Here is an 18,162-nt window from a genome sequence, read left to right as displayed (position 1 = left end):
TTCCGGCCGGGTCGCCCGTATCGGGGGCTGGGTCGGGCCGGCGGGCCGGGGTCCGGACCCTGCCCCGTGCGGTGCCGCCCTGCGGCGGCGGTGCGTCAGCTCTGTGCGGTGTCGTCGCCCGCCTGCCCGGCACCCCCGGCCGCGCCTGCCTTCTCGCGCATCTTGCGCACCAGCTCCGCCTTCTGCTCGGCTGCACCCTGGCGGTCGAGGTTGCGGTACGGACCGTTGTTCTGCCGTTCGGCGCGGGACAGCTTCTTGCGCTTGCCGCCGCCCATGCCCACGGGGTTGTTGATGTTCTTGCTCACGGTCACGGGTTCTCCCGGTAATGATGTGAAGTGATCTACGGATTCATCGATGGGTGGCGGGCGGCGACGTCAGCGGGGGCCCGTCACGCTCTCACCCGTACATCGGCGTCGGGAAGAACATGACAAAGACGTTACCCGGTTCCGTCGGCCCCGCGCACCAACCTCTTCGCCGCACGGGGTCGGCCGGGCCTTCGGCGAGCGCCCGGGGTAAGCCGTTTCCCTCCGGGGATCTCAGCACGTCCACCGGACGCGGGTCCCTCAGGACGCCACCCGCCGGGTCTCCGCCTCGCCGCCCCGGGCGGCCGGCTCGGCCAGGCCGAGGTGGTCACGCAGTGTCGTCCCCGTGTAGTCGTGCCGGAAGACTCCTCGCTCCTGGAGGAGGGGTACGACCGAGTCGGCGAAGGGGTCGAGGCCGCCGGGCGTGATGTGCGGGACCAGGATGAAGCCGTCGGCGGCGTCCGCCTGGACGAGGGTGTTGATGCTCTCGGCGACGGTGGCCGGGGAGCCGACGAAGGTCTGGCGGTTGCCGGTCTCGATGACCAGATCGCGGATGGACCACTTGTTCGCGGCCGCGAGCTCCCGCCACTCCCGGGCGGTGGCCAGCGGGTCGCGGTACATCCGCACCTGCGCCCGGCCGCGGGCGATGGTGTGCTCGCTGAGGTCGGGGTCGACGTCGGGCAGCGGGCCGTCGGGGTCGTACGCCGAGAGGTCGCGGTTCCAGACGAACTCCAGGTGCTTGATCGCGGTGGCGCCGCTGACCTGCTGACGGCGCACCTCGCGGGCGAGTTCCCCGGCCTCGGCGTCCGTGTCGCCGAGGACGAACGAGGCGGCGGGCAGGATCAGCAGCTGGTCGTGCGTGCGGCCGTACCGGGCCAGTCGGCCCTTGACGTCGGCGTAGAACTCCCGCCCCGCCTCCAGCCTGCTGTGCCGGCTGAAGATCGCGTCCGCGTCGGAGGCGGCGAACTCGCGCCCCTCTTCGGAGTCTCCGGCCTGGAAGATCACCGGCCGGCCCTGCGGACCGCGTGGGACGTTGAACTGGCCGTGGATGTCGAAGTGTTGGCCCTGGTGCACGAAGGCTCCGGCGCGTGCGTCACGCAGGAACGTGCCGGTCTCCCGGTCGGCGACGATCTCGTCACCGGCCCAGGAGTCGAACAGCTCGTGGGCGGTGGCCAGGAACTCCTTGGCCCTGGAGTACCGCTCCTCCTGCGGGAGGAAGCCGCCGCGGCGGAAGTTCTCGCCGGTGAAGGCGTCCCACGAGGTGACCACGTTCCAGGCGGCGCGGCCGTCCGACAGATGGTCGAGGCTCGCGAACTGGCGCGCCACCTGGTAGGGCTCGTTGAAGGTGGAGTTGATGGTGCCGGTCAGTCCGAGCCGGTCGGTGACGGCGGCGAGCGCCGCGAGGACGGTGAAGGTGTCCGGCCGGCCCACGACGTCCAAGTCGTATATCTGTCCGCCCTGTTCGCGCAGGCGCAGTCCCTCCGCGAGGAAGAGGAAGTCGAACTTGGCGCGTTCGGCGGTCCGGGCCAGGTGTGCGAAGGAGCTGAAGTCGATGTGGCTGCCGGCCCGCGGATCGCTCCACACGGTGGTGTTGTTGACGCCGGGGAAGTGGGCCGCCAGGTGGATCTGCTTCAGCGGCTTGCCGGACGGGGTGGTCGACGGGTTGCTCATGGCGGGGATCCCTCCGGCTCAGACGGTGGCGTAGCGGTTCGCGGGGCGGGAGAGACCGAGCAGCCCGCGCAGGGTGTCGCTCTCGTACGCGCGCCGGAACACTCCCCGGCGCTGGAGTTCGGGCACCAGGCCCCGCGTGATCGCCGGGAGGTCGTCGCCGGTGACGGCGGGCCGCAGCCGGAAGCCGGACAGTCCTGCCTGCGCCAACTCTTCGATCACATCAGCGAGTTGGGCGGGCGAGCCGGTGAACACCCGTGCGTCGCTGGTGTACGGGTAGCCCGCCAGGCCATCCAGCCGGTCCCGGCGGGCCGCGGCCGCCGCGGGGTCCTCGTCGAGGAACACCACCAGGTCACCGAAGAGATGCAGCGGCTCCTTGGCCCGGCCTGCGGCCGTCCGAGCGGCGTGGATCGCGGCGGCGACGGCTCGGGCCTCGGCGGGGTCGTGCGGGGTGACGTAGCCGATGTCGGCGGACCGGGCCACCAGCTCGAAGGGGGCACCGGAGACCGTCTCGTGGGCCGACGCGCTGACGATCGGCTGGCCCTGCGGCGGCCGGGGCGTGATCGAGGGCCCCTTGACACTGAAGTGCCGGCACTCGAAGTCGATGTAGTGCAGCTTGTCGCGGTCGATGAAACGGCCTGTCGCGGTGTCCCGGATCTCCGCGTCGTCCTCCCAGCTGTCCCACAGCCTGCGCACCGCCTCGACGTAGTCCCCCGCCTCCTCGAAGAGGTCCGCGGTCAACTCCCGTACGGCCGGGGTGTCCAGGTCCTCGATGCCGAAGCCGGGGATCGTACGGCGGCCGAAGTGCGCGGCCTCGTTCCGGCGGGCCGACACCTGGACGCGCAGTCCGGCCCGGCCGCCGCTGACGTAGTCCAGGGTGGCGATGGCCTTGGAGATGTGGAACGGCTCGGTGTGGGTGGCGACCACGGTCGGAACGAGGCCGATGTGCCGGGTCAACGGGGCGATCCTGGCGGCGACCAGCGCCGCGTCGAGGCGGCCGCGCACCTGGTCGGTGCGCCCGTCGGGCTCGGTGAAACGGGACGACTGGAGGCCGAGGGAGTCCTCGATCGTGACGAAGTCGAGCAGTCCGCGCTCGGCCTCGGCGACGAGGTCGGCCCAGTAGCCGGCGGTGAGGAGGTCGCGGGGCCGGGACGCGGGCTCGCGCCATGCGGCAGGGTGCCAGCCGGCGCCGTCGAGCGCGACGGCAAGGTGCAGCGGGGAAATCGGGGACACGGCGGAGTGCCTTCCTGGTCGACCACGGGAGATCGCCGGCCCTCATCCGGTGAGGCCGGCGGCGGGAGAACAGGTCAGGGGCGACAGAGCGCGCCGGCCACGCGCAGCAGATCGATGTGCGCGCGGGAGTAGAGCCGGATTCGGCGACCCGGGCGTACGGCGGCGACAGGCCTGCGGGAGACGGGCGGCATGCCGCTCATCGCTCCCACCTCCGCTCCGGTCCGGTGCCCTGTGACTCTCGCAACCGCGGGGCCGCGCACTTTGTTCCGGCGGCGCCGGACAACTGTCGGCCACCGATCGCACGGACCACCTGGTGACCTGTTCCGGCGGCGCCGAACGGCTGTCGGCCACCAGTCGTACGGACCACGCGGTGAGGCCCGGAGGACCACGTGGTGGGACACGGCAAGGACCAAGTGGCGGGATTTCGCGGCGAACCACGGGCGTGACGTCGCGGAGGACCACGGGCGCGACGTCGCGGAGGACCACGGGGTGAGACTTCGTGGACGCCTTCTTGACGCCCTCACGGAGCGCCACGACACTGACGGGGACGGTCACGATTGTCAGCGCCCCTCGGCAGGGTTTCCTGCCGGTGGTCATCGGCCCCGGCCCGCTGGCAGGCAACCCTTCCACCGCGACGGGGTGCCCCGGGTGACGACCGGGTTCCGCCGGTGCGGCGGGACAAGCGTGGTCTCGCGTCTCGCGAGCCCCGAGTGCGAAGCCGGTGGGAATTGCCCAGGAACTGCTTGACGAGACGCCTGCACATCGATCTGTTGCGTGTCTCCAGCGCGTACTAGTCCGACCGATCCGGACCGGTACGAAAGCGCAGTCACTCCGTTCCGTCGCGGCGCCCACAAGGCGGCCGGGACTTTCGCAATCCCGTGGAGAGTCATGCCCGAGACCATGTCGCACACCTCCAGCACGGGCGCGTCCTGTGCCGGCACCGCCGGCAGCGCCCTCACCTCCGCCCCTCGCACGTCCGGCACAGGCAGCGCCGCCTGCGCCCCGGCGCCGAGCGCTCCGGCCCCGTGCACTCCGGCCGCATACGCACCGGCCCGCCGGCTGCCGGGCCAGATCGGCGCGGTCCCCCGGCCCCGGGGCACCTCGCCGGCCGGCCGCGCCGAGCACAACCGGATCGGCGTCGACGTCGCCGGCGGCTTCTACCCCGCCCCCCACCGCTATCAGCTGTATCTCTCCGCGGACTGTCCGCTCTCGCTGCGTGTCTCGCTGACCCTCGGCGTCCTGGGTCTTGAGGACTCGGTCGCCACCACACTCCTCGGCCCTTCCGCCGACACCCCGGACGCGTTCGCCGCCCTGCGCGGGGCCTACGAGGCCACCTGGCACCACTACGACGGCCCGTTGACCGCTCCCGCGCTGTGCGACCGCTGGACCGGACGCGTCGTCAGCAACGACACCCCCGACATTCTGCGCGACCTCGCGGGCCTGGCGGCCGGCCGCAACGGATCCGGTGTCCCCGTGCTGCGCCCGCCGGCCCTGACGGAGGACATCGACGTCCTCCGTGAGCTCCTGGACACGGACGTCACCCCGGCCGCACGGCCGCACCGGCGGACGGCGGCACTGGAGCTGCTGGACCGTCGACTCGCCGCGACCGCCTACGCGTTGGGCGAGGAGCTCACCGCGGCGGACATCGACCTCTGGGTGGCCCTGGTCCACCTCGAAACCCCCGACGCCGTGTCCCCGTACGCACATCTGCCGCATCTGCGGGACTACGTGCGACGCCTCGACGCCCACCCGGCGTTCCGCGGGAGGGTGGCACGCCCGGATCACCAGGTGATCTGACCGGCCACGATCAGCCCGGAAGAGTCGCGGGGTTGGCGGCAGCGCCCTCCGTGTTGAGCAGGACGACCGTCGAAGCGGGGCCGATGCCCAGGGCCGTACGACGTTCCGTGGCGTCGTGGCCGGTGAGCGCGGCCCTGGCGCCGGCCAGCGAAGCGGCGCCGCAGGGGCCGGCGGAGACACCGAGGGCGGCCAGGTCGCCGGCGGCACGGAAGGCGGCCGCGTCCGTGACGGAGACCGCGGCGTCCAGGCCGTCCCGCAGCCGGGGCCACGCGATGCTGGACGGCGTACCGCAGTTCAGGCCCGCCATCGCGGTACCGCCGGTGGTGACGCTCACCCGTTCACCGCGCAGGAGGCTCTGCGTCACGCACGCGGCGGCGCCGGGTTCCACCGCGAGCAGCGCGGGCGCCCGTCGTTGCGCGGGCCGGCTGCGGTAGTGGGTGACGACGGCCTGGGCCAGCGAGCCCACTCCCACGGGCACGGCGACGAGATCGGGCCCGGTGACCGCGGCGGCGGCGAGTTGGCTGTCGATCTCGGCGCAGAGGGTCGAATAGCCCTCGACGATCCAGCCGGGGACGCGTTCGTAGCCGGGCCAGGCGGTGTCCTGGACCAGGACCGCGTCCGGGGCGGCGGCCGCCTCGGCCGCCAGGCGTACGGCGTCGTCGTAGTGGCCGGCGACCGGGGTCAGTTCGGCTCCTTCGGCGGCGATGGCGCGCGCGGCCTCCGGATGCACGCCCTCCGGCACGAAGACATGGGCGCGCAGCCCGAACACGCGGGCCGTACGGGCCACCGCGCGGCCGTGGTTGCCGTCGGTCGCGGTCACCAGAGTCACCGGCCCCGCCGCGTACGTGCCGATGGCGGCTGCCCGCTCCGCGAGCGTCCGGTGCACCGCCCAGGCCGCACCCAGCACCTTGAACGCGGGCAGCCCCAGCCGCGCCGACTCGTCCTTCACGAAGACCCGGCCGACGTCCAACTCGGCTGCGAGAGAAGGGAGTTCCGTCAGCGGAGTGGGTGCGTATCCGGGCAGTGAGGCGTGAAAGGCCCGCACCCGGGCCGGCGCGGGAGCGCAGGTCCAGCTTCGAGCGGCGGAGCGCGCGAACCAGTACTCGGCCACTACTCGTGTCCTCCTCGCTCGCCGGGCGGCCGACCGATATACGTACGCATACGTCACATGCGGCACGTCATCGGTGACCTCACCGTCCCTGTCGGCGCGTTCGCCGCACGACGTCACCCGGAGGGGCAACCAACGCTCTCCGAGGCATGATCCAAGACTGCGCAAAGAGGCGCTATGCATCGTGCAACGCGCCCCCTCCGCGCGCCCCCCACACCTACGTTTCGTACGTGACAGCCAACTCCCAACCCCCCATAGCCGACGGCCGGAACAGAGCCGTGCGCGCGACCATTGCACAGCATCCGCGACGTACCGTCCTGCGCGCCGCACTGACCGGGGCCGCGGCCGCCGGTTCCGGACTGGCGCTCGCTTCCTCCGCCGTCGCCGCCGGCTCGCCCGCCGGAGCCTCCACCACTCGGCCCACCACTCCCGAAGCCGCCCTGAGCGCGCTGGCGGCGGGCAATCGACGCTGGCGCACCCTGCGCGAGCAGCACCCCGACGAGACCTCCACCGTCCGGCAGGAACTGATCTCCGGGCAGCACCCCTTCGCCGTCATCCTCGGGTGCGTCGACTCCCGGGTGTCGCCGGAACTGGTCTTCGATCAGGGCCTCGGCGATCTGCTCACCGTGCGCTCGGCGGGCGAGGTCCTGGACGAGGCGGTCACCGGCAGCATCGCCTACGGCGTCCTGGAGCTCGGCATCCCGCTGGTGATGGTCCTCGGGCACCAGTCGTGCGGCGCCGTCTCGGCCGCCGTCCAGGCCGACGTCAGCGGACAGCAGCTCCCGGCCCACATCCAGTATCTGGCCGAGCAGATCAGGCCCGCGATAGATCACTCCGTCGAGGGCGACGCACGCATCGACGCGACCATCACCGCCAACGTCCGCATGGTCAGGTCCCGGCTCGCCGCCGAGCCCGATCTCGCCGCCAGGATCGAGACGGGCCAACTGGCCGTCGTGGGCGCCCGGTACGAGCTCACCACCCAACTGGTCCACCGCATCAGCTGACTTGCCGGCGGGGCCCTGCCACCGTCGGGGGTGGCAGGGCACGCCGGCTTCGAGCGGCGGCCGGAAGACGCGGGCGGACGCACTCGCGACGAACGGCGCGCCCCACGGGCGTACCGGAAGTCACCCGGCCACCAGCTGCAATCCGCGCGACCGGCCGAGGAAACCGGCAGCCGCCCCGATCGCTTCGTAAGCCGGGCCTACGCGCCGCTCGCCCCGAGCATGTCCTCACGCTCGACGAGCTTCACCCGCTCCCGGCCCTGCGTCTCGCCCAGGGCCTTCTCCGCGGCGTCCAGCCGGTACCAGCCCTCCCACGTGGTGAAGCGGATGTTCCGCTCGCTGAGGAACGCGTCGACGGCCTCCGGAGCGGGCGCGGCGGGCGTGTGCAGACGGCCGTTCTCGTGGTCGTCGAGCAGGCTGGCGACGGTCTCGTTGGCGTCGCCCTTGGTGTGACCGATGAGGCCCACGGGACCACGCCTGATCCAGCCGGTGACGTAGGTCGACTGCAGGTGCTCGCCGGTCTCCTCGATCACCCGGCCCGCCACGTCCGGGACCGTGCCCGACTCGACGTCCCAGGGGAGCTTGGGGAGTTTGTCGGACAGGTAGCCCACGGCGCGGTAGACCGCGGTGACGTCCCAGTCCTTGAACTCGCCGGTGCCCTTGACGTTGCCGGTTCCGTCGAGAGCGGTGCGCTCGGTGCGCAGGCCGACGACCTCGCCGTCCTCGCCGAGGATCTCGGCCGGCGACTCGAAGAAGTGCAGGAACAGCTTGTGCGGCCGGTCGCCGACGTCGCGGATCGCCCAGTTCTCCAGGGTCTTGGCGACCATGTCGGCCTGCTTGTTGCCGCGCCGGGTCGCGATCGAACCGTCGTCGTAGTCGATGTCCTCGGGGTCGACGATGACCTCGATGTTCGGGGAGTGGTCCAGCTCGCGCAGTTCCATCGGGCTGAACTTCGCCTGCGCCGGGCCGCGGCGGCCGAACACGTGGACCTCCAGGGCCTTGTTCGCCTTGAGGCCTTCGTGGACGTTCGGCGGGATCTCGGTCGGCAGCAGTTCGTCCGCGGTCTTGGCCAGGATGCGGGCCACGTCGAGCGCGACGTTGCCCACGCCGAGGACGGCGACCTTCTCCGCCTCGAGCGGCCACGTCCGCGGCACGTCGGGGTGGCCGTCGTACCAGGAGACGAAGTCGGCCGCACCGTACGAACCGGCGAGGTCGATCCCGGGTATGTAGAGGTCGCGGTCCGCCGTCGCGCCCGTGGAGAAGACCACCGCGTCGTAGAAGGTGCGGAGGTCGTCCAGGCTGATGTCCCCCGGGTAGTCGACGTTGCCGAAGAGGCGGATCTGCGGCTTGTCGAGCACCTGGTGCAGGGCCGTGATGATGCCCTTGATGCGGGGGTGGTCGGGGGCCACGCCGTAGCGGATCAGGCCGAACGGGGCCGGCATCCGCTCGAAGAGGTCGATGGACACACCGGGCTCGGCGGCCACTGCGGACTTCAGCAGCGCGTCGGCGGCATAGATCCCGGCGGGGCCGGCTCCGACAATGGCTACCCGCAGAGGGCGAGGCATGATCAGGTTCCCTTCGAGCGACGGCAGGGTGGCACGCCGGGAAGCCTAAGCTAAGGCAAGCCTAAGTTAGTAGCCGGGTCCGGCCTATGACCTCATAAGGCCGGCTTATGAGCTGGGGGCCCGCCGCTCAGCGGTCCCCACAGCCCCCGTCACCGTGCCGCCGGCGCTTCCGGGTGAGGCCGCTCGACCGCGGTCACAGTGAGGTCATGACGTGCTTGATGCGCGTGTAGTCCTCGAAGCCGTAGGCCGAGAGGTCCTTGCCGTAGCCCGACTTCTTGTAGCCGCCGTGCGGCATCTCGGCCACGAGGATCATGTGGGTGTTGATCCAAACGCACCCGAAGTCGAGCCGCTTCGACATCCGCATGGCGCGCGCGTGGTCCTTCGTCCAGACCGAGGAGGCGAGGGCGTAGTCGACGCCGTTGGCCCACTCCACGGCCTGGTCCTCGTCCGTGAAGGACTGGACGGTGACGACTGGTCCGAAGACCTCGTTCTGGATGATCTCGTCGTCCTGCTTGAGGCCCGAGACGACGGTCGGAGCGTAGAAGTACCCCTCTTCGCCGACGCGGTGACCGCCCGTCTCGACCTTGGCGTGCGGGGGAAGGCGGTCGACGAAACCGCTGACCTGCGCGAGCTGGCCGGCATTGTTGAGCGGGCCGAAGAACACCCCCTCCTCGTCGACACCACCGGTCCTGACGCCCGCGGCCGCCTTGGCCAGTACGGCGACGAACTCGTCGTGCACCGACTCGTGCACCAGCACCCGGGTGGCCGCCGTGCAGTCCTGGCCGGCGTTGAAGAAGCCCGCCGTGGTGATGCCCTCGACGGCCTGCGCCAGATCCGCGTCCCCGAAGACAAGGACGGGTGCCTTGCCGCCGAGCTCCAGGTGGACGCGCTTGACGTCCTTGGCGGCGCTCTCGGCGACCTGGATGCCGGCGCGTACGGAACCGGTGATGGCGGCCATGGCGGGGACCGGGTGCTCGACCATGAGCTGCCCGGTGTTCCGGTCACCGCACACCACGTTGAGCACACCGGCGGGCAGGCCCAGCTCCTTGAGTACGTCACCGACGATGCCGGCGAGCAGCACGGTGGACGCGGGGGTGGTGTCCGAGGGCTTGAGGACCACGGTGTTGCCCGCGGCGATCGCCGGCGCGAACTTCCACACCGCCGTCATCATCGGGTAGTTCCAGGGTGCGACCTGCGCGCACACTCCGATCGGCTCCCGCCGGATGATGGAGGTCAGTCCCTCCATGTACTCACCGGCCGACTTGCCCTCCAGGAGCCGTGCCGCGCCCGCGAAGAAGCGCAGCTGGTCGACCATCGGGACGATCTCCTCGGTCCTGGTCACGGCGCGGGGCTTGCCGGTGTCCCGGCACTCCGCGTCGACGAGCTCCCCGGCCCGCGCCTCGACGGCGTCCGCGATCTTCAGCAGCAGTTTCTGCCGGGTGCTGGGGGTGGAGTCGCGCCACACGGAGAAGGCCGATGCCGCGGCCGCCATCGCGGCGTCCACGTCCGCCGCCCCCGAGAGCGGTGAACTCGCGTACACCTCACCGGTCGTGGGGTCGACGACCGGCAGTGTGCGACCGTCCTTCGCGTCGACGAACGCGCCGTTGATGTGATTGCGCAGCGTACGGATCTCGCTCACGGCGTTCTGTGCTCCTCGCGGCTCGGGAATCGTGGCTCGGACGGCCTGGCCGGGCCTGGTCGTCCGCCCAGGACAGCGACGCTAACCGTCGCCCGAGCGGCCAAGAAGTGGTGGATTCATCCATGCGCAGGAGGCCCTGGGGATGATTTGCACACCTCCCGGTCCGGCCCGCGCCCTGTCATCCCTGAGGCTCACGGAAGCGCGGTACCCCGGTACCGTCCGCGGCCGAGGTTCAGCCCGCGGTACCGGCGTTTCACCCATCCCGCTTCCTACGGTGGGGACACGGCCCCCGGCGGACTCGCGCACGGACCGGCCTCGCCACCGACACGCAGGGACGGAAAATGATCGAAATCAACCGGCTGGTCAAGAGGTACGGCGAGAAGACCGCCGTCGACGGTCTCGACTTCACGGTCAAGCCGGGTGTCGTCACGGGTTTCCTCGGCCCCAACGGCGCCGGCAAGTCCACCACCATGCGGATGATCGTCGGCCTTGACGCGCCCACCAGCGGCTCGGTGAGGGTCAACGGACGCCGTTACGCCGAACACCGGGCTCCGCTGCAGGAGGTGGGGACGCTGCTGGAGGCCAAGTCGATCCACCCCGGCCGCTCCGCCTTCAACCACCTGAACTCCCTCGCCCTCACCCACGGCATCCCACGCCGCCGGGTGGAGGAGGTCATCGAGATGACCGGCCTCACCCAGGTCGCCCGCAAACCCGCGGGCGCGTTCTCCCTGGGGATGGGCCAGCGCCTGGGCATCGCGGCGGCACTGCTCGGCGATCCGCGGACGGTGATGCTGGACGAGCCGGTCAACGGGCTGGACCCGGAGGGGGTGTTGTGGATCCGCCGGCTGCTCACCGGCCTCGCCGCGGAGGGACGCACCGTCTTTGTCTCCTCGCACCTGATGAGCGAGATGGCGATGACGGCGACGAACCTCATCGTGGTCGGCCGGGGCAGGCTGCTCGCGGACACCACCGTCGAGCAGTTCATCCAGGACGCCGGCGGGCACAGCGTGAAGGTCCTCACCGGCGACCCCGCCCGGCTGCGCGAGCTGCTGCTCGGCCCGGACGTGGAGATCACCGGCGCCGCGGGCTCGGAGGAGCTCCAGGTCACCGGCCTGGACGCACGGCAGATCGGCACGACGGCCTTCGAGCACTCCATTCCCGTCTACGAACTCACCCCGCAGGCCGTCTCGCTCGAAGACGCCTTCATGGCGATGACCGGTGAGGCCGTCGAGTACCACGGGACCACCACGAGCATGCCTGTCGGGAGCACCGCATGACCACCACGAGCACGCCTGTCGGGAGCACCGCATGACCACCACGAGCACGCCTGTCGGGAGCACCGTATGACCACCACGAGCACGCCTGTCGGGAGCACCGCATGACCACCGCACTCACCGCCGAGTCCACCGCCGAGCGGACCCGCCCCGTCTACAAGGTCACCGGCCCGCGCGTGCTGCGCGCCGAATGGGCCAAGCTCTGGTCGCTGCGCTCCACCTGGATCACGCTCGGCCTGAGCCTGGTGATCCTGGTCGGGTTCGGACTGATCTTCGCCGGGACCTACTCGTCCGGAGGTGACGGCCGCGGGCCGGGGTCGGACGCCAGGGACGGCATCGCCATCGCTTTGGGCGGGATCAACTTCGCCCAGCTCGCCCTCGGTGTGCTCGGCGTTCTGGTGATGGCCGGGGAGTACTCGACGGGCATGATCCGCTCCACTCTCGCGGCCGTTCCCACGCGACTGCCCGTGCTGTGGTCCAAGATCGCCTCTTACGGCGCGGTCGCCTTCCTGCTGACCGTCGTGGGTGTGTTCGTCTCCTTCTTCGCGACGCAGGGCGTGCTGCACGGCACGGACGTCGTGCTCGGTGTCTCGTCCTCGGGCGTGCTGCGCAGCCTCCTCGGAGCGGGGGCGTATCTCGCCCTCGTGGGTGTCCTGGGCGTGGCGCTCGGCGCGCTCGTGCGTTCGGTCGCCGGGGGCATCGGTGCCCTGGTCGCCGTCCTCATGCTGCTGCCGCTGTTCACCGGGCTGCTGTCCACCTCGCTGAAGGACGACATCAGCCCCTATCTGCCCAGCAACGCCGGCGGGTCGATGTTCGCCCTCCACCAGGCGAGCAACACCCTCAGCCCGGGAGCGGGCCTCGCGGTCCTCGTCGGGTGGGTCGCCGTCGCCGTCGCCGGTGCCGTCTGGCGGCTCAAGCGCTCCGACGCGTGACAGGCTCGGAGCATGGACAGACCCAGGTCTCCGCGATCGCCTCACCGTGATCGCGGAGACCTGCGACCCGGGCGGAGCGGACCCGAGGGAGAGGGCGGCACGGTGCGGACCGGCAAAGGGGGCACACACGGCGCCGTACGGACCGGCGAAGGAGCCACGGGCGACACCTTGCGGACGGCCCGAAGGGGCACTGTGCGGGGCGGCGACCTCCCGCCCGGCGAGCTCGAACTCGACGCGCTGTGGAGCAGCCCCCTGGTGCGCCGGGCCGTCGGCCTGGCCCACGGACTGCGCCGGATCAGCCGTGCGCATCCGGTCCTGCTGGACGCGCTCCTGGCCCTGTTCGTCCTGGCGATGGGCGCCCTCAATCTGTTCGTGCCGGACGAAGGGCACGGCCCCCGCCCCCATCCGGACGTCACACCGCTGATCCTTGCGTCGCTGGCAGGACAGGCACTCCCCCTGGTCTGGCGGCGCCGCGCCCCGTCCGTCGTACTGGCGGCGGTGGTGACGTGCTGTCTGTTCCAGTGGTCCCTGGGCCTGGATCTGCGCAGCACGGTCACCGGCCTGATCATCGCCCTCTACTCGATGGCCCGCTACGACTGGATCAAGAGACTGCCGTGGGCGGCGCTGTGCACGGCGGTGACGCTCGGCGTGGCCGCCTTCCTGATCCGGCCGTTCCATCAGCAGTCCCTGACGATCCTCTTCTTCCTGTACTGCGCCGCGACCGCGGCCATCGCGGTCGCGCTGGTCGTCCGGGTGCGCGAGGCCCAGCTCGTGGTGCTGGCCGACCGGGCGGCCCGCCTGGAGGTCGAACGCGAACAGCGCGAGCAGCTCGCCGTCTTCGCCGAGCGTTCCCGGGTCTCCCGGGAGATGCACGACATCGTCGGCCACAACCTGGCCGTCATCATCGGCCTGGCCGACGGTGCCGCGGCCGCCCCGGATGCCGCGCGCGGCGCCGAGATCCTGCGGATCATCGCGGGCACCGGCCGTCAGGCACTGACCGAACTGCGGCGCACACTCGGTGCCTTGCGCGAACGGCCCGACGGGCCGGAGGGCACCCCCGAGCTGAATCCGCAGCCGGGTGTCGCCGACCTGGCCGCCCTGCTGGAGCGCACCCAGGCCGCCGGGCCGAGGATCTCCTACCGCACCGCCGGACCCCACGACTCCATGGCGCCGGGCGTCCAGCTCGCGGTCTACCGCATCGTCCAGGAAGCCCTGACCAACAGCCTCAAGCACGCGGGAGCCGCCACCTCCATCCAGGTCGCCCTGCGGGTCACCGACCGGGAGGCCGACGTGAGCGTCCGTGACAGCGGCCCGCCCGACGGCTCACCGGCGCGGGGACCAGCGGGTCACCCGGGACAGGGACTCGTCGGTATCGTCGAGCGCGCCGCCCTCGCCGGGGGCAGTGCCGAGGCCGGGCCGGCAGACGGCGGTGGCTGGGTCGTACACGCCGTCCTGCCCCTGTTTCCGCCCGCCGTTGGAGAGAACCGGCCATGACCACCGTGCTCATCGTCGACGACCAGCCGCTGCAACGCCTCGGCTTTCGCATGCTGCTCGACGCCCATCCCGAGACCAGCGTCGTCGGGGAGGCCGGACACGGCGCCGAGGCCGTGAGGCGGACGGCGGAGCTGCGGCCCGACGTGGTCCTCATGGACATCCGCATGCCCGGTGTCGACGGCATCGAGGCCACGCGCCGCATCGTCGCGTCCGGGAGCCGCTCACGCGTGCTCGTCCTCACCACCTTCGACCTGGACGAGTACGCCTACGGCGCGCTGCGCGCCGGGGCGAGCGGCTTCCTCCTCAAGGACGCGCTGCCGGACGAACTGCTCGCCGGTATCAGGGCCGTCGCCGCCGGAGACGCCGTCGCGGCCCCGGCACTGACCCGCCGGCTGCTCGACACCTTCATCCAGCGGACCCCGGACCCGGATCCCGCCGGCACCGCGCCGGGCGGAACCCGCCTGGCCGGGCTCACCGGGCGCGAGCGGGAGGTCCTGCTGGCCATCGCCCAGGGACTGACCAACAGCGAGATCGCCGACCGGCTGGTCCTGTCCGCGTCCACCATCAAGACCCACGTCAGCAAGGTCCTCGCCAAGATCGGCGCCCGTGACCGCGTCCAGGCCGTGATCATCGCCTACGAGGCCGGCATCGTCGGGACCGACCGGCCCGGTTGACATCTCGCTCAACCTCGTACCGCGCGGGGACTTCCAGGGCGTGCCGCTCACCGAGCTGTCGGTGGAGGACTACACCCGGCCGGTCGTGCAAGGCATCGCCTGCCAGTTCATCACCGCGCGGGCCGCGGCTCGCCGGATGACCGCTCAGGGATCGGGCGTGATCCTCTCCCTCAACAGCGGGTCGGCCAACGGCAGCCCGATGATGGGCGGCACCGCGGCGGCCGACGGTGCGATCGACGCGTTGATCCGCCAGCTCGCCCAGGAGACCGGGCCGTCCGGCGTCCGCGTCTGCGGGATCTGGACCGCGGGCGTCACCGACACCCTCACGCCCGAGAAGCTGACTTCCGCGGGGGCCCCGGCCATGGACGAGGCCGCCGTGGAGGCCATCCGCGGCGGGCTGGACAGTCTGCGGATGACGAAGCGCTCGCCCCGCATCGCCGACATCGCCGCGCTGGCGACCTTCCTCGCCTCCGATGCCGGGGTCAGCATCACGGGCACCTGGGTCAACGCGACCGCGGGCATGTTCCCCAGCTGACCGGCTGAGCGGGCGGCCCCGAACCCCCCTCGACCGGCCGGCCCCAGACGTCCGGGGCCGGCCGGATGCGCCGAGGAGAGTCGCGCCCGTGTCCGGCGGATACGGGCGCGCGGCAGGTCAGGCCCGGAGCTGCGTTGACGATCGTCTTCGACGGCACGAGCGCCCGGGCCGTCGTACAGGCCCAGGCGCTCGCCGGCATCGGCACGACGACGGCAGCCGCGCTGCTGGACGCGGCCGGGGTCAAGTAGCGGGCCGCCTCGCACACCGTCGCCGCGCGCCCGTCGCGTGAGACGCGTCTCACCGCGGCGGCGCGGCTTGTCTATGCAACGAGTTGCATAGCAGGATCGCGGTATGGCGCTCGAACACGCGATCCTTGTCTCCCTGTTGGAGAAGCCGGGCTCGGGCTACGAACTGGCCCGCCGGTTCGAGCGGTCGATCGGCTACTTCTGGGCCGCGAGCCACCAGCAGATCTACCGCGTACTCAAACGCATGGAGTCGGACGGCTGGATCGACGCGCGCGAGGTGGCTCAGGACGGTCGACCGGACAAGCGGGAGTACTGCGTCGCACCACCAGGCCGGACCGCACTCTCCGCGTGGCTCGACGAGCCGGTCGAGCTCGAAAGCGTCCGGCACGACCTCGCTGTCAAGATCCGCGGCGCCGCCTTCAGCGAACCGACCGCGCTCATCTCCGAGGTGGAACGACACCGACGGGCACACGCCGAACGCCTTCAGCGCTATCTCGCGGGCGAGCAACGGGACTTCACCGGACCCGAGGCCTCCGACGAGGGAAACGACGCCGGCCGGGAACTGCAACACGTCGTCCTGCGCGGCGGCATCGCCTACGAGCGCATGACACTCGCCTGGCTCGACGACGTGCTCGCCACCCTGCACCGGCTCGGGCCCCGGCGCTGAGCCGACCACCGCACCACCCGCGCGCACCGTTCCGCCCCCGCATCCCCGCACATCGCCGGCCGTCCGGGCTCCGCACCGTCACCCGGTACAGGGCCGGCCCGCTCTCCGGCCGTCCACCACGAAAGGTGCACCACCCTCATGACCGACCCGCTGCTGTTCAACCCGCACACCTACGACCCCGCGCATTTCGACCCCGAGACCCGGAGGCTGCTGCGCGCCACCGTCGACTGGTTCGAGCAGCGCGGCAAGCGCAGGCTCATCGAGGACTACCGCTCCCGCGCCTGGCTGGCGGATTTCCTCGCGTTCTCGGCCAAGGAAGGGCTGTTCGCGACCTTCCTGACCCCCGCCTCAGCCGCCCCCGGACAGGCGGACAAGCGCTGGGACACGGCCAGGATCGCCGCTCTCAACGAGATCCTCGGCTTCTACGGGCTCGACTACTGGTACGCGTGGCAGGTCACCATCCTCGGACTCGGCCCCGTCTGGCAGAGTGACAACGCCGTCGCGCGTGACCGTGCCGCCGAACTGCTCACCGAGGGCGAGGTGTTCGCCTTCGGCCTGTCCGAGAAGACCCACGGCGCCGACATCTACTCCACCGACATGCTGCTGGAGCCCGACGGCGACGGAGGCTTCGTCGCCACCGGTTCCAAGTACTACATCGGCAACGGAAACGCGGCCGGGCTGGTGTCCGTCTTCGGCCGCCGCACCGACGTGGAAGGCCCCGACGGGTACGTCTTCTTCGCCGCGGACAGCAGGCACGCGGCCTACCACCTCGTCCAGAACGTCGTGGACTCCTCGAAGTACGTCAGCGAGTTCCGCCTCGACGGCTACCCTGTCGCTCCCGACGACGTGCTGCACACCGGTCGCGCCGCGTTCGACGCCGCGCTCAACACCGTCAACGTGGGCAAGTTCAACCTGTGCACCGCGTCGATCGGCATCTGCGAGCACGCCATGTACGAGGCGGTCACCCACGCGCAGAACCGCATCCTCTACGGCCGTCCCGTCACCGCCTTCCCGCATGTGCGCCGCGAACTGACCGACGCCTACGTCCGCCTGGTCGGCATGAAGCTGTTCAGTGACCGTGCCGTCGACTACTTCCGCTCCGCGGGCCCCGACGACCGCCGGTATCTGCTGTTCAACCCGATGACCAAGATGAAGGTCACCACCGAGGGCGAGAAGGTCGTCGACCTGATGTGGGACGTCATCGCGGCCAAGGGCTTCGAGAAGGACACCTACTTCGCCCAGGCGGCCACCGAGATCCGCTCCCTGCCCAAGCTGGAGGGCACGGTCCACGTCAATCTCGCGCTGATCCTCAAGTTCATGCGCAACCACCTGCTGAACCCGGCCGAGTACGCGCCCGTACCGACCCGGCTCGAAGCGGCCGACGACGCGTTCCTCTTCCGGCAGGGTCCGGCCCGCGGTCTGGGCGCCATTCGCTTCCACGACTGGCGCACCGCCTTCGACGCGTACGCCCAACTGCCCAACGTCGGCCGCTTCCGTGAACAGGCCGACGCCCTCTGCGCGTTCGTGACCACCGCCGCCCCCGACGAGGAGCAGAGCCGCGATCTCGACCTCCTGCTGGCGGTCGGTCAACTCTTCGCACTCGTCGTGCACGGTCAGCTCATCCTGGAGCAGGCGGCCCTGACCGACTGCGAGGAGGACGTGCTCGACGAGCTCTTCGCCGTCCTCGTCCGCGACTTCTCCTCGCACGCCGTCGAGCTGCACGGCAAGGACTCCGCCACCGAGGAACAACAGCACTGGGCGCTCGGCGCGGTCCGGCGGCCTGTCATCGACGACGCCCGCTCGGCCCGGGTGTGGGGGCGCGTGGAGGCACTGGCCGGGACGTACGAGATGGCGCCGTAAGGCCACAAGCTGTGCGAACACGGCTCCCGGGGGGCCTGTCTCGGTGACGGGACGACGGTAGGGCCGGGTCAATGGCGGCAGCCTGTCCGAAGGACGGGCTGCCGCCGTCTTCTTGGACAGGAACCGGCACATCAATGCATGGTGAACTCAGGGACAGCTTCGCGCGGT

16 protein-coding genes and 1 riboswitch are annotated in these 18,162 nt (G+C 71.2%); of the genes, 9 read left to right on the top strand and 7 right to left on the bottom strand.

Annotated elements, in window-relative coordinates:
* Nucleotides 1-95: 95 nt before the first annotated feature.
* From ACFVYF_RS37480 to ACFVYF_RS37465, 4 genes are all read right to left on the bottom strand, one after another.
* Nucleotides 96-311, bottom strand: a complete 216-nt coding sequence (locus tag ACFVYF_RS37480) for a DUF6243 family protein (protein ID WP_389462529.1) — start codon at nt 309-311, stop codon at nt 96-98.
* A 252-nt stretch (nt 312-563) separates the two neighbouring features.
* Complete coding sequence (locus ACFVYF_RS37475) at nt 564-1,973, bottom strand: NtaA/DmoA family FMN-dependent monooxygenase (RefSeq protein WP_389462528.1); 1,410 nt, start codon at nt 1,971-1,973, stop codon at nt 564-566.
* A gap of 18 nt (nt 1,974-1,991) precedes the next feature.
* The gene (locus ACFVYF_RS37470) at nt 1,992-3,203 is read right to left on the bottom strand and encodes an LLM class flavin-dependent oxidoreductase (RefSeq protein ID WP_389462527.1); all 1,212 of its coding nucleotides are present in this window, start codon (nt 3,201-3,203) and stop codon (nt 1,992-1,994) included.
* 74 nt (nt 3,204-3,277) lie between these two features.
* Nucleotides 3,278-3,403, bottom strand: coding sequence for a putative leader peptide (locus tag ACFVYF_RS37465; protein WP_389462526.1), 126 nt, complete (start codon nt 3,401-3,403; stop codon nt 3,278-3,280).
* Between the two features lie 349 nt (nt 3,404-3,752).
* Nucleotides 3,753-3,894: riboswitch (SAM riboswitch) on the top strand.
* Between the two features lie 197 nt (nt 3,895-4,091).
* Here ACFVYF_RS37465 and ACFVYF_RS37460 point away from each other — a divergent pair.
* On the top strand, nt 4,092-5,000 hold the full coding sequence (locus tag ACFVYF_RS37460) for a glutathione S-transferase family protein (RefSeq protein ID WP_389462525.1): 909 nt from the start codon (nt 4,092-4,094) through the stop codon (nt 4,998-5,000).
* 10 nt (nt 5,001-5,010) lie between these two features.
* On the opposite strand, the gene ACFVYF_RS37455 is transcribed toward ACFVYF_RS37460, so the two are convergent.
* Entirely contained in the window at nt 5,011-6,111 is a 1,101-nt protein-coding gene (locus ACFVYF_RS37455; RefSeq protein WP_389462524.1) for a diaminopropionate ammonia-lyase, read from the bottom strand.
* 275 nt (nt 6,112-6,386) lie between these two features.
* On the opposite strand from ACFVYF_RS37455, the gene ACFVYF_RS37450 reads away from it, so the two are divergent.
* Nucleotides 6,387-7,112: a carbonic anhydrase gene (locus tag ACFVYF_RS37450; RefSeq protein WP_389462523.1), complete on the top strand. Its 726-nt coding sequence runs from the start codon at nt 6,387-6,389 to the stop codon at nt 7,110-7,112.
* Nucleotides 7,113-7,309: 197 nt separating this feature from the next.
* On the opposite strand, the gene ACFVYF_RS37445 is transcribed toward ACFVYF_RS37450, so the two are convergent.
* On the bottom strand, nt 7,310-8,674 hold the full coding sequence (locus ACFVYF_RS37445) for an FAD-dependent oxidoreductase (RefSeq protein WP_389462522.1): 1,365 nt from the start codon (nt 8,672-8,674) through the stop codon (nt 7,310-7,312).
* A gap of 193 nt (nt 8,675-8,867) precedes the next feature.
* Nucleotides 8,868-10,313, bottom strand: coding sequence for a gamma-aminobutyraldehyde dehydrogenase (locus tag ACFVYF_RS37440; protein ID WP_389462521.1), 1,446 nt, complete (start codon nt 10,311-10,313; stop codon nt 8,868-8,870).
* Between the two features lie 341 nt (nt 10,314-10,654).
* On the opposite strand from ACFVYF_RS37440, the gene ACFVYF_RS37435 reads away from it, so the two are divergent.
* The 7 genes from ACFVYF_RS37435 to ACFVYF_RS37405 all read left to right on the top strand — a co-directional run bounded on the left by ACFVYF_RS37435 (nt 10,655) and on the right by ACFVYF_RS37405 (nt 17,994).
* Nucleotides 10,655-11,590 carry an ABC transporter ATP-binding protein gene (locus tag ACFVYF_RS37435; RefSeq protein WP_389462520.1) on the top strand — a complete coding sequence of 312 codons (936 nt, stop codon included), beginning with the start codon at nt 10,655-10,657 and terminating at the stop codon, nt 11,588-11,590.
* A 101-nt stretch (nt 11,591-11,691) separates the two neighbouring features.
* The gene (locus tag ACFVYF_RS37430) at nt 11,692-12,519 is read left to right on the top strand and encodes an ABC transporter permease (protein ID WP_389462519.1); all 828 of its coding nucleotides are present in this window, start codon (nt 11,692-11,694) and stop codon (nt 12,517-12,519) included.
* 192 nt (nt 12,520-12,711) lie between these two features.
* A complete protein-coding gene (locus tag ACFVYF_RS37425; RefSeq protein WP_389462518.1) occupies nt 12,712-14,013 on the top strand; it encodes a sensor histidine kinase in 1,302 nt (433 codons plus the stop codon).
* Nucleotides 14,010-14,687, top strand: a complete 678-nt coding sequence (locus tag ACFVYF_RS37420) for a response regulator (protein ID WP_389462517.1) — start codon at nt 14,010-14,012, stop codon at nt 14,685-14,687. Before ACFVYF_RS37425 ends, ACFVYF_RS37420 begins: the two co-directional genes overlap by 4 nt.
* A gap of 40 nt (nt 14,688-14,727) precedes the next feature.
* Complete coding sequence (locus ACFVYF_RS37415) at nt 14,728-15,222, top strand: SDR family oxidoreductase (protein WP_389462516.1); 495 nt, start codon at nt 14,728-14,730, stop codon at nt 15,220-15,222.
* 351 nt (nt 15,223-15,573) lie between these two features.
* Complete coding sequence (locus ACFVYF_RS37410) at nt 15,574-16,134, top strand: PadR family transcriptional regulator (RefSeq protein ID WP_389462515.1); 561 nt, start codon at nt 15,574-15,576, stop codon at nt 16,132-16,134.
* Between the two features lie 138 nt (nt 16,135-16,272).
* The gene (locus ACFVYF_RS37405; RefSeq protein ID WP_389462514.1) at nt 16,273-17,994 is read left to right on the top strand and encodes an acyl-CoA dehydrogenase family protein; all 1,722 of its coding nucleotides are present in this window, start codon (nt 16,273-16,275) and stop codon (nt 17,992-17,994) included.
* Nucleotides 17,995-18,162 lie beyond the last annotated feature (168 nt).

The organism is Streptomyces sp. NPDC058274, assembly GCF_042881375.1.
Lineage (GTDB): Bacteria > Actinomycetota > Actinomycetes > Streptomycetales > Streptomycetaceae > Streptomyces.
This window is presented reverse-complemented; position numbering and strand designations above follow the sequence as displayed.

Coding starts and splice junctions, on each gene's coding strand:
- ACFVYF_RS37475 (WP_389462528.1), bottom strand. CDS start 1,973: ATGAGCAACCCGTCGACCACCCCGTCCGGCAAGCCGCTGAAGCAGATC.
- ACFVYF_RS37465 (WP_389462526.1), bottom strand. CDS start 3,403: ATGAGCGGCATGCCGCCCGTCTCCCGCAGGCCTGTCGCCGCCGTACGC.
- ACFVYF_RS37460 (WP_389462525.1), top strand. CDS start 4,092: ATGCCCGAGACCATGTCGCACACCTCCAGCACGGGCGCGTCCTGTGCC.
- ACFVYF_RS37445 (WP_389462522.1), bottom strand. CDS start 8,674: ATGCCTCGCCCTCTGCGGGTAGCCATTGTCGGAGCCGGCCCCGCCGGG.
- ACFVYF_RS37435 (WP_389462520.1), top strand. CDS start 10,655: ATGATCGAAATCAACCGGCTGGTCAAGAGGTACGGCGAGAAGACCGCC.
- ACFVYF_RS37430 (WP_389462519.1), top strand. CDS start 11,692: ATGACCACCGCACTCACCGCCGAGTCCACCGCCGAGCGGACCCGCCCC.
- ACFVYF_RS37420 (WP_389462517.1), top strand. CDS start 14,010: ATGACCACCGTGCTCATCGTCGACGACCAGCCGCTGCAACGCCTCGGC.
- ACFVYF_RS37410 (WP_389462515.1), top strand. CDS start 15,574: ATGGCGCTCGAACACGCGATCCTTGTCTCCCTGTTGGAGAAGCCGGGC.
- ACFVYF_RS37405 (WP_389462514.1), top strand. CDS start 16,273: ATGACCGACCCGCTGCTGTTCAACCCGCACACCTACGACCCCGCGCAT.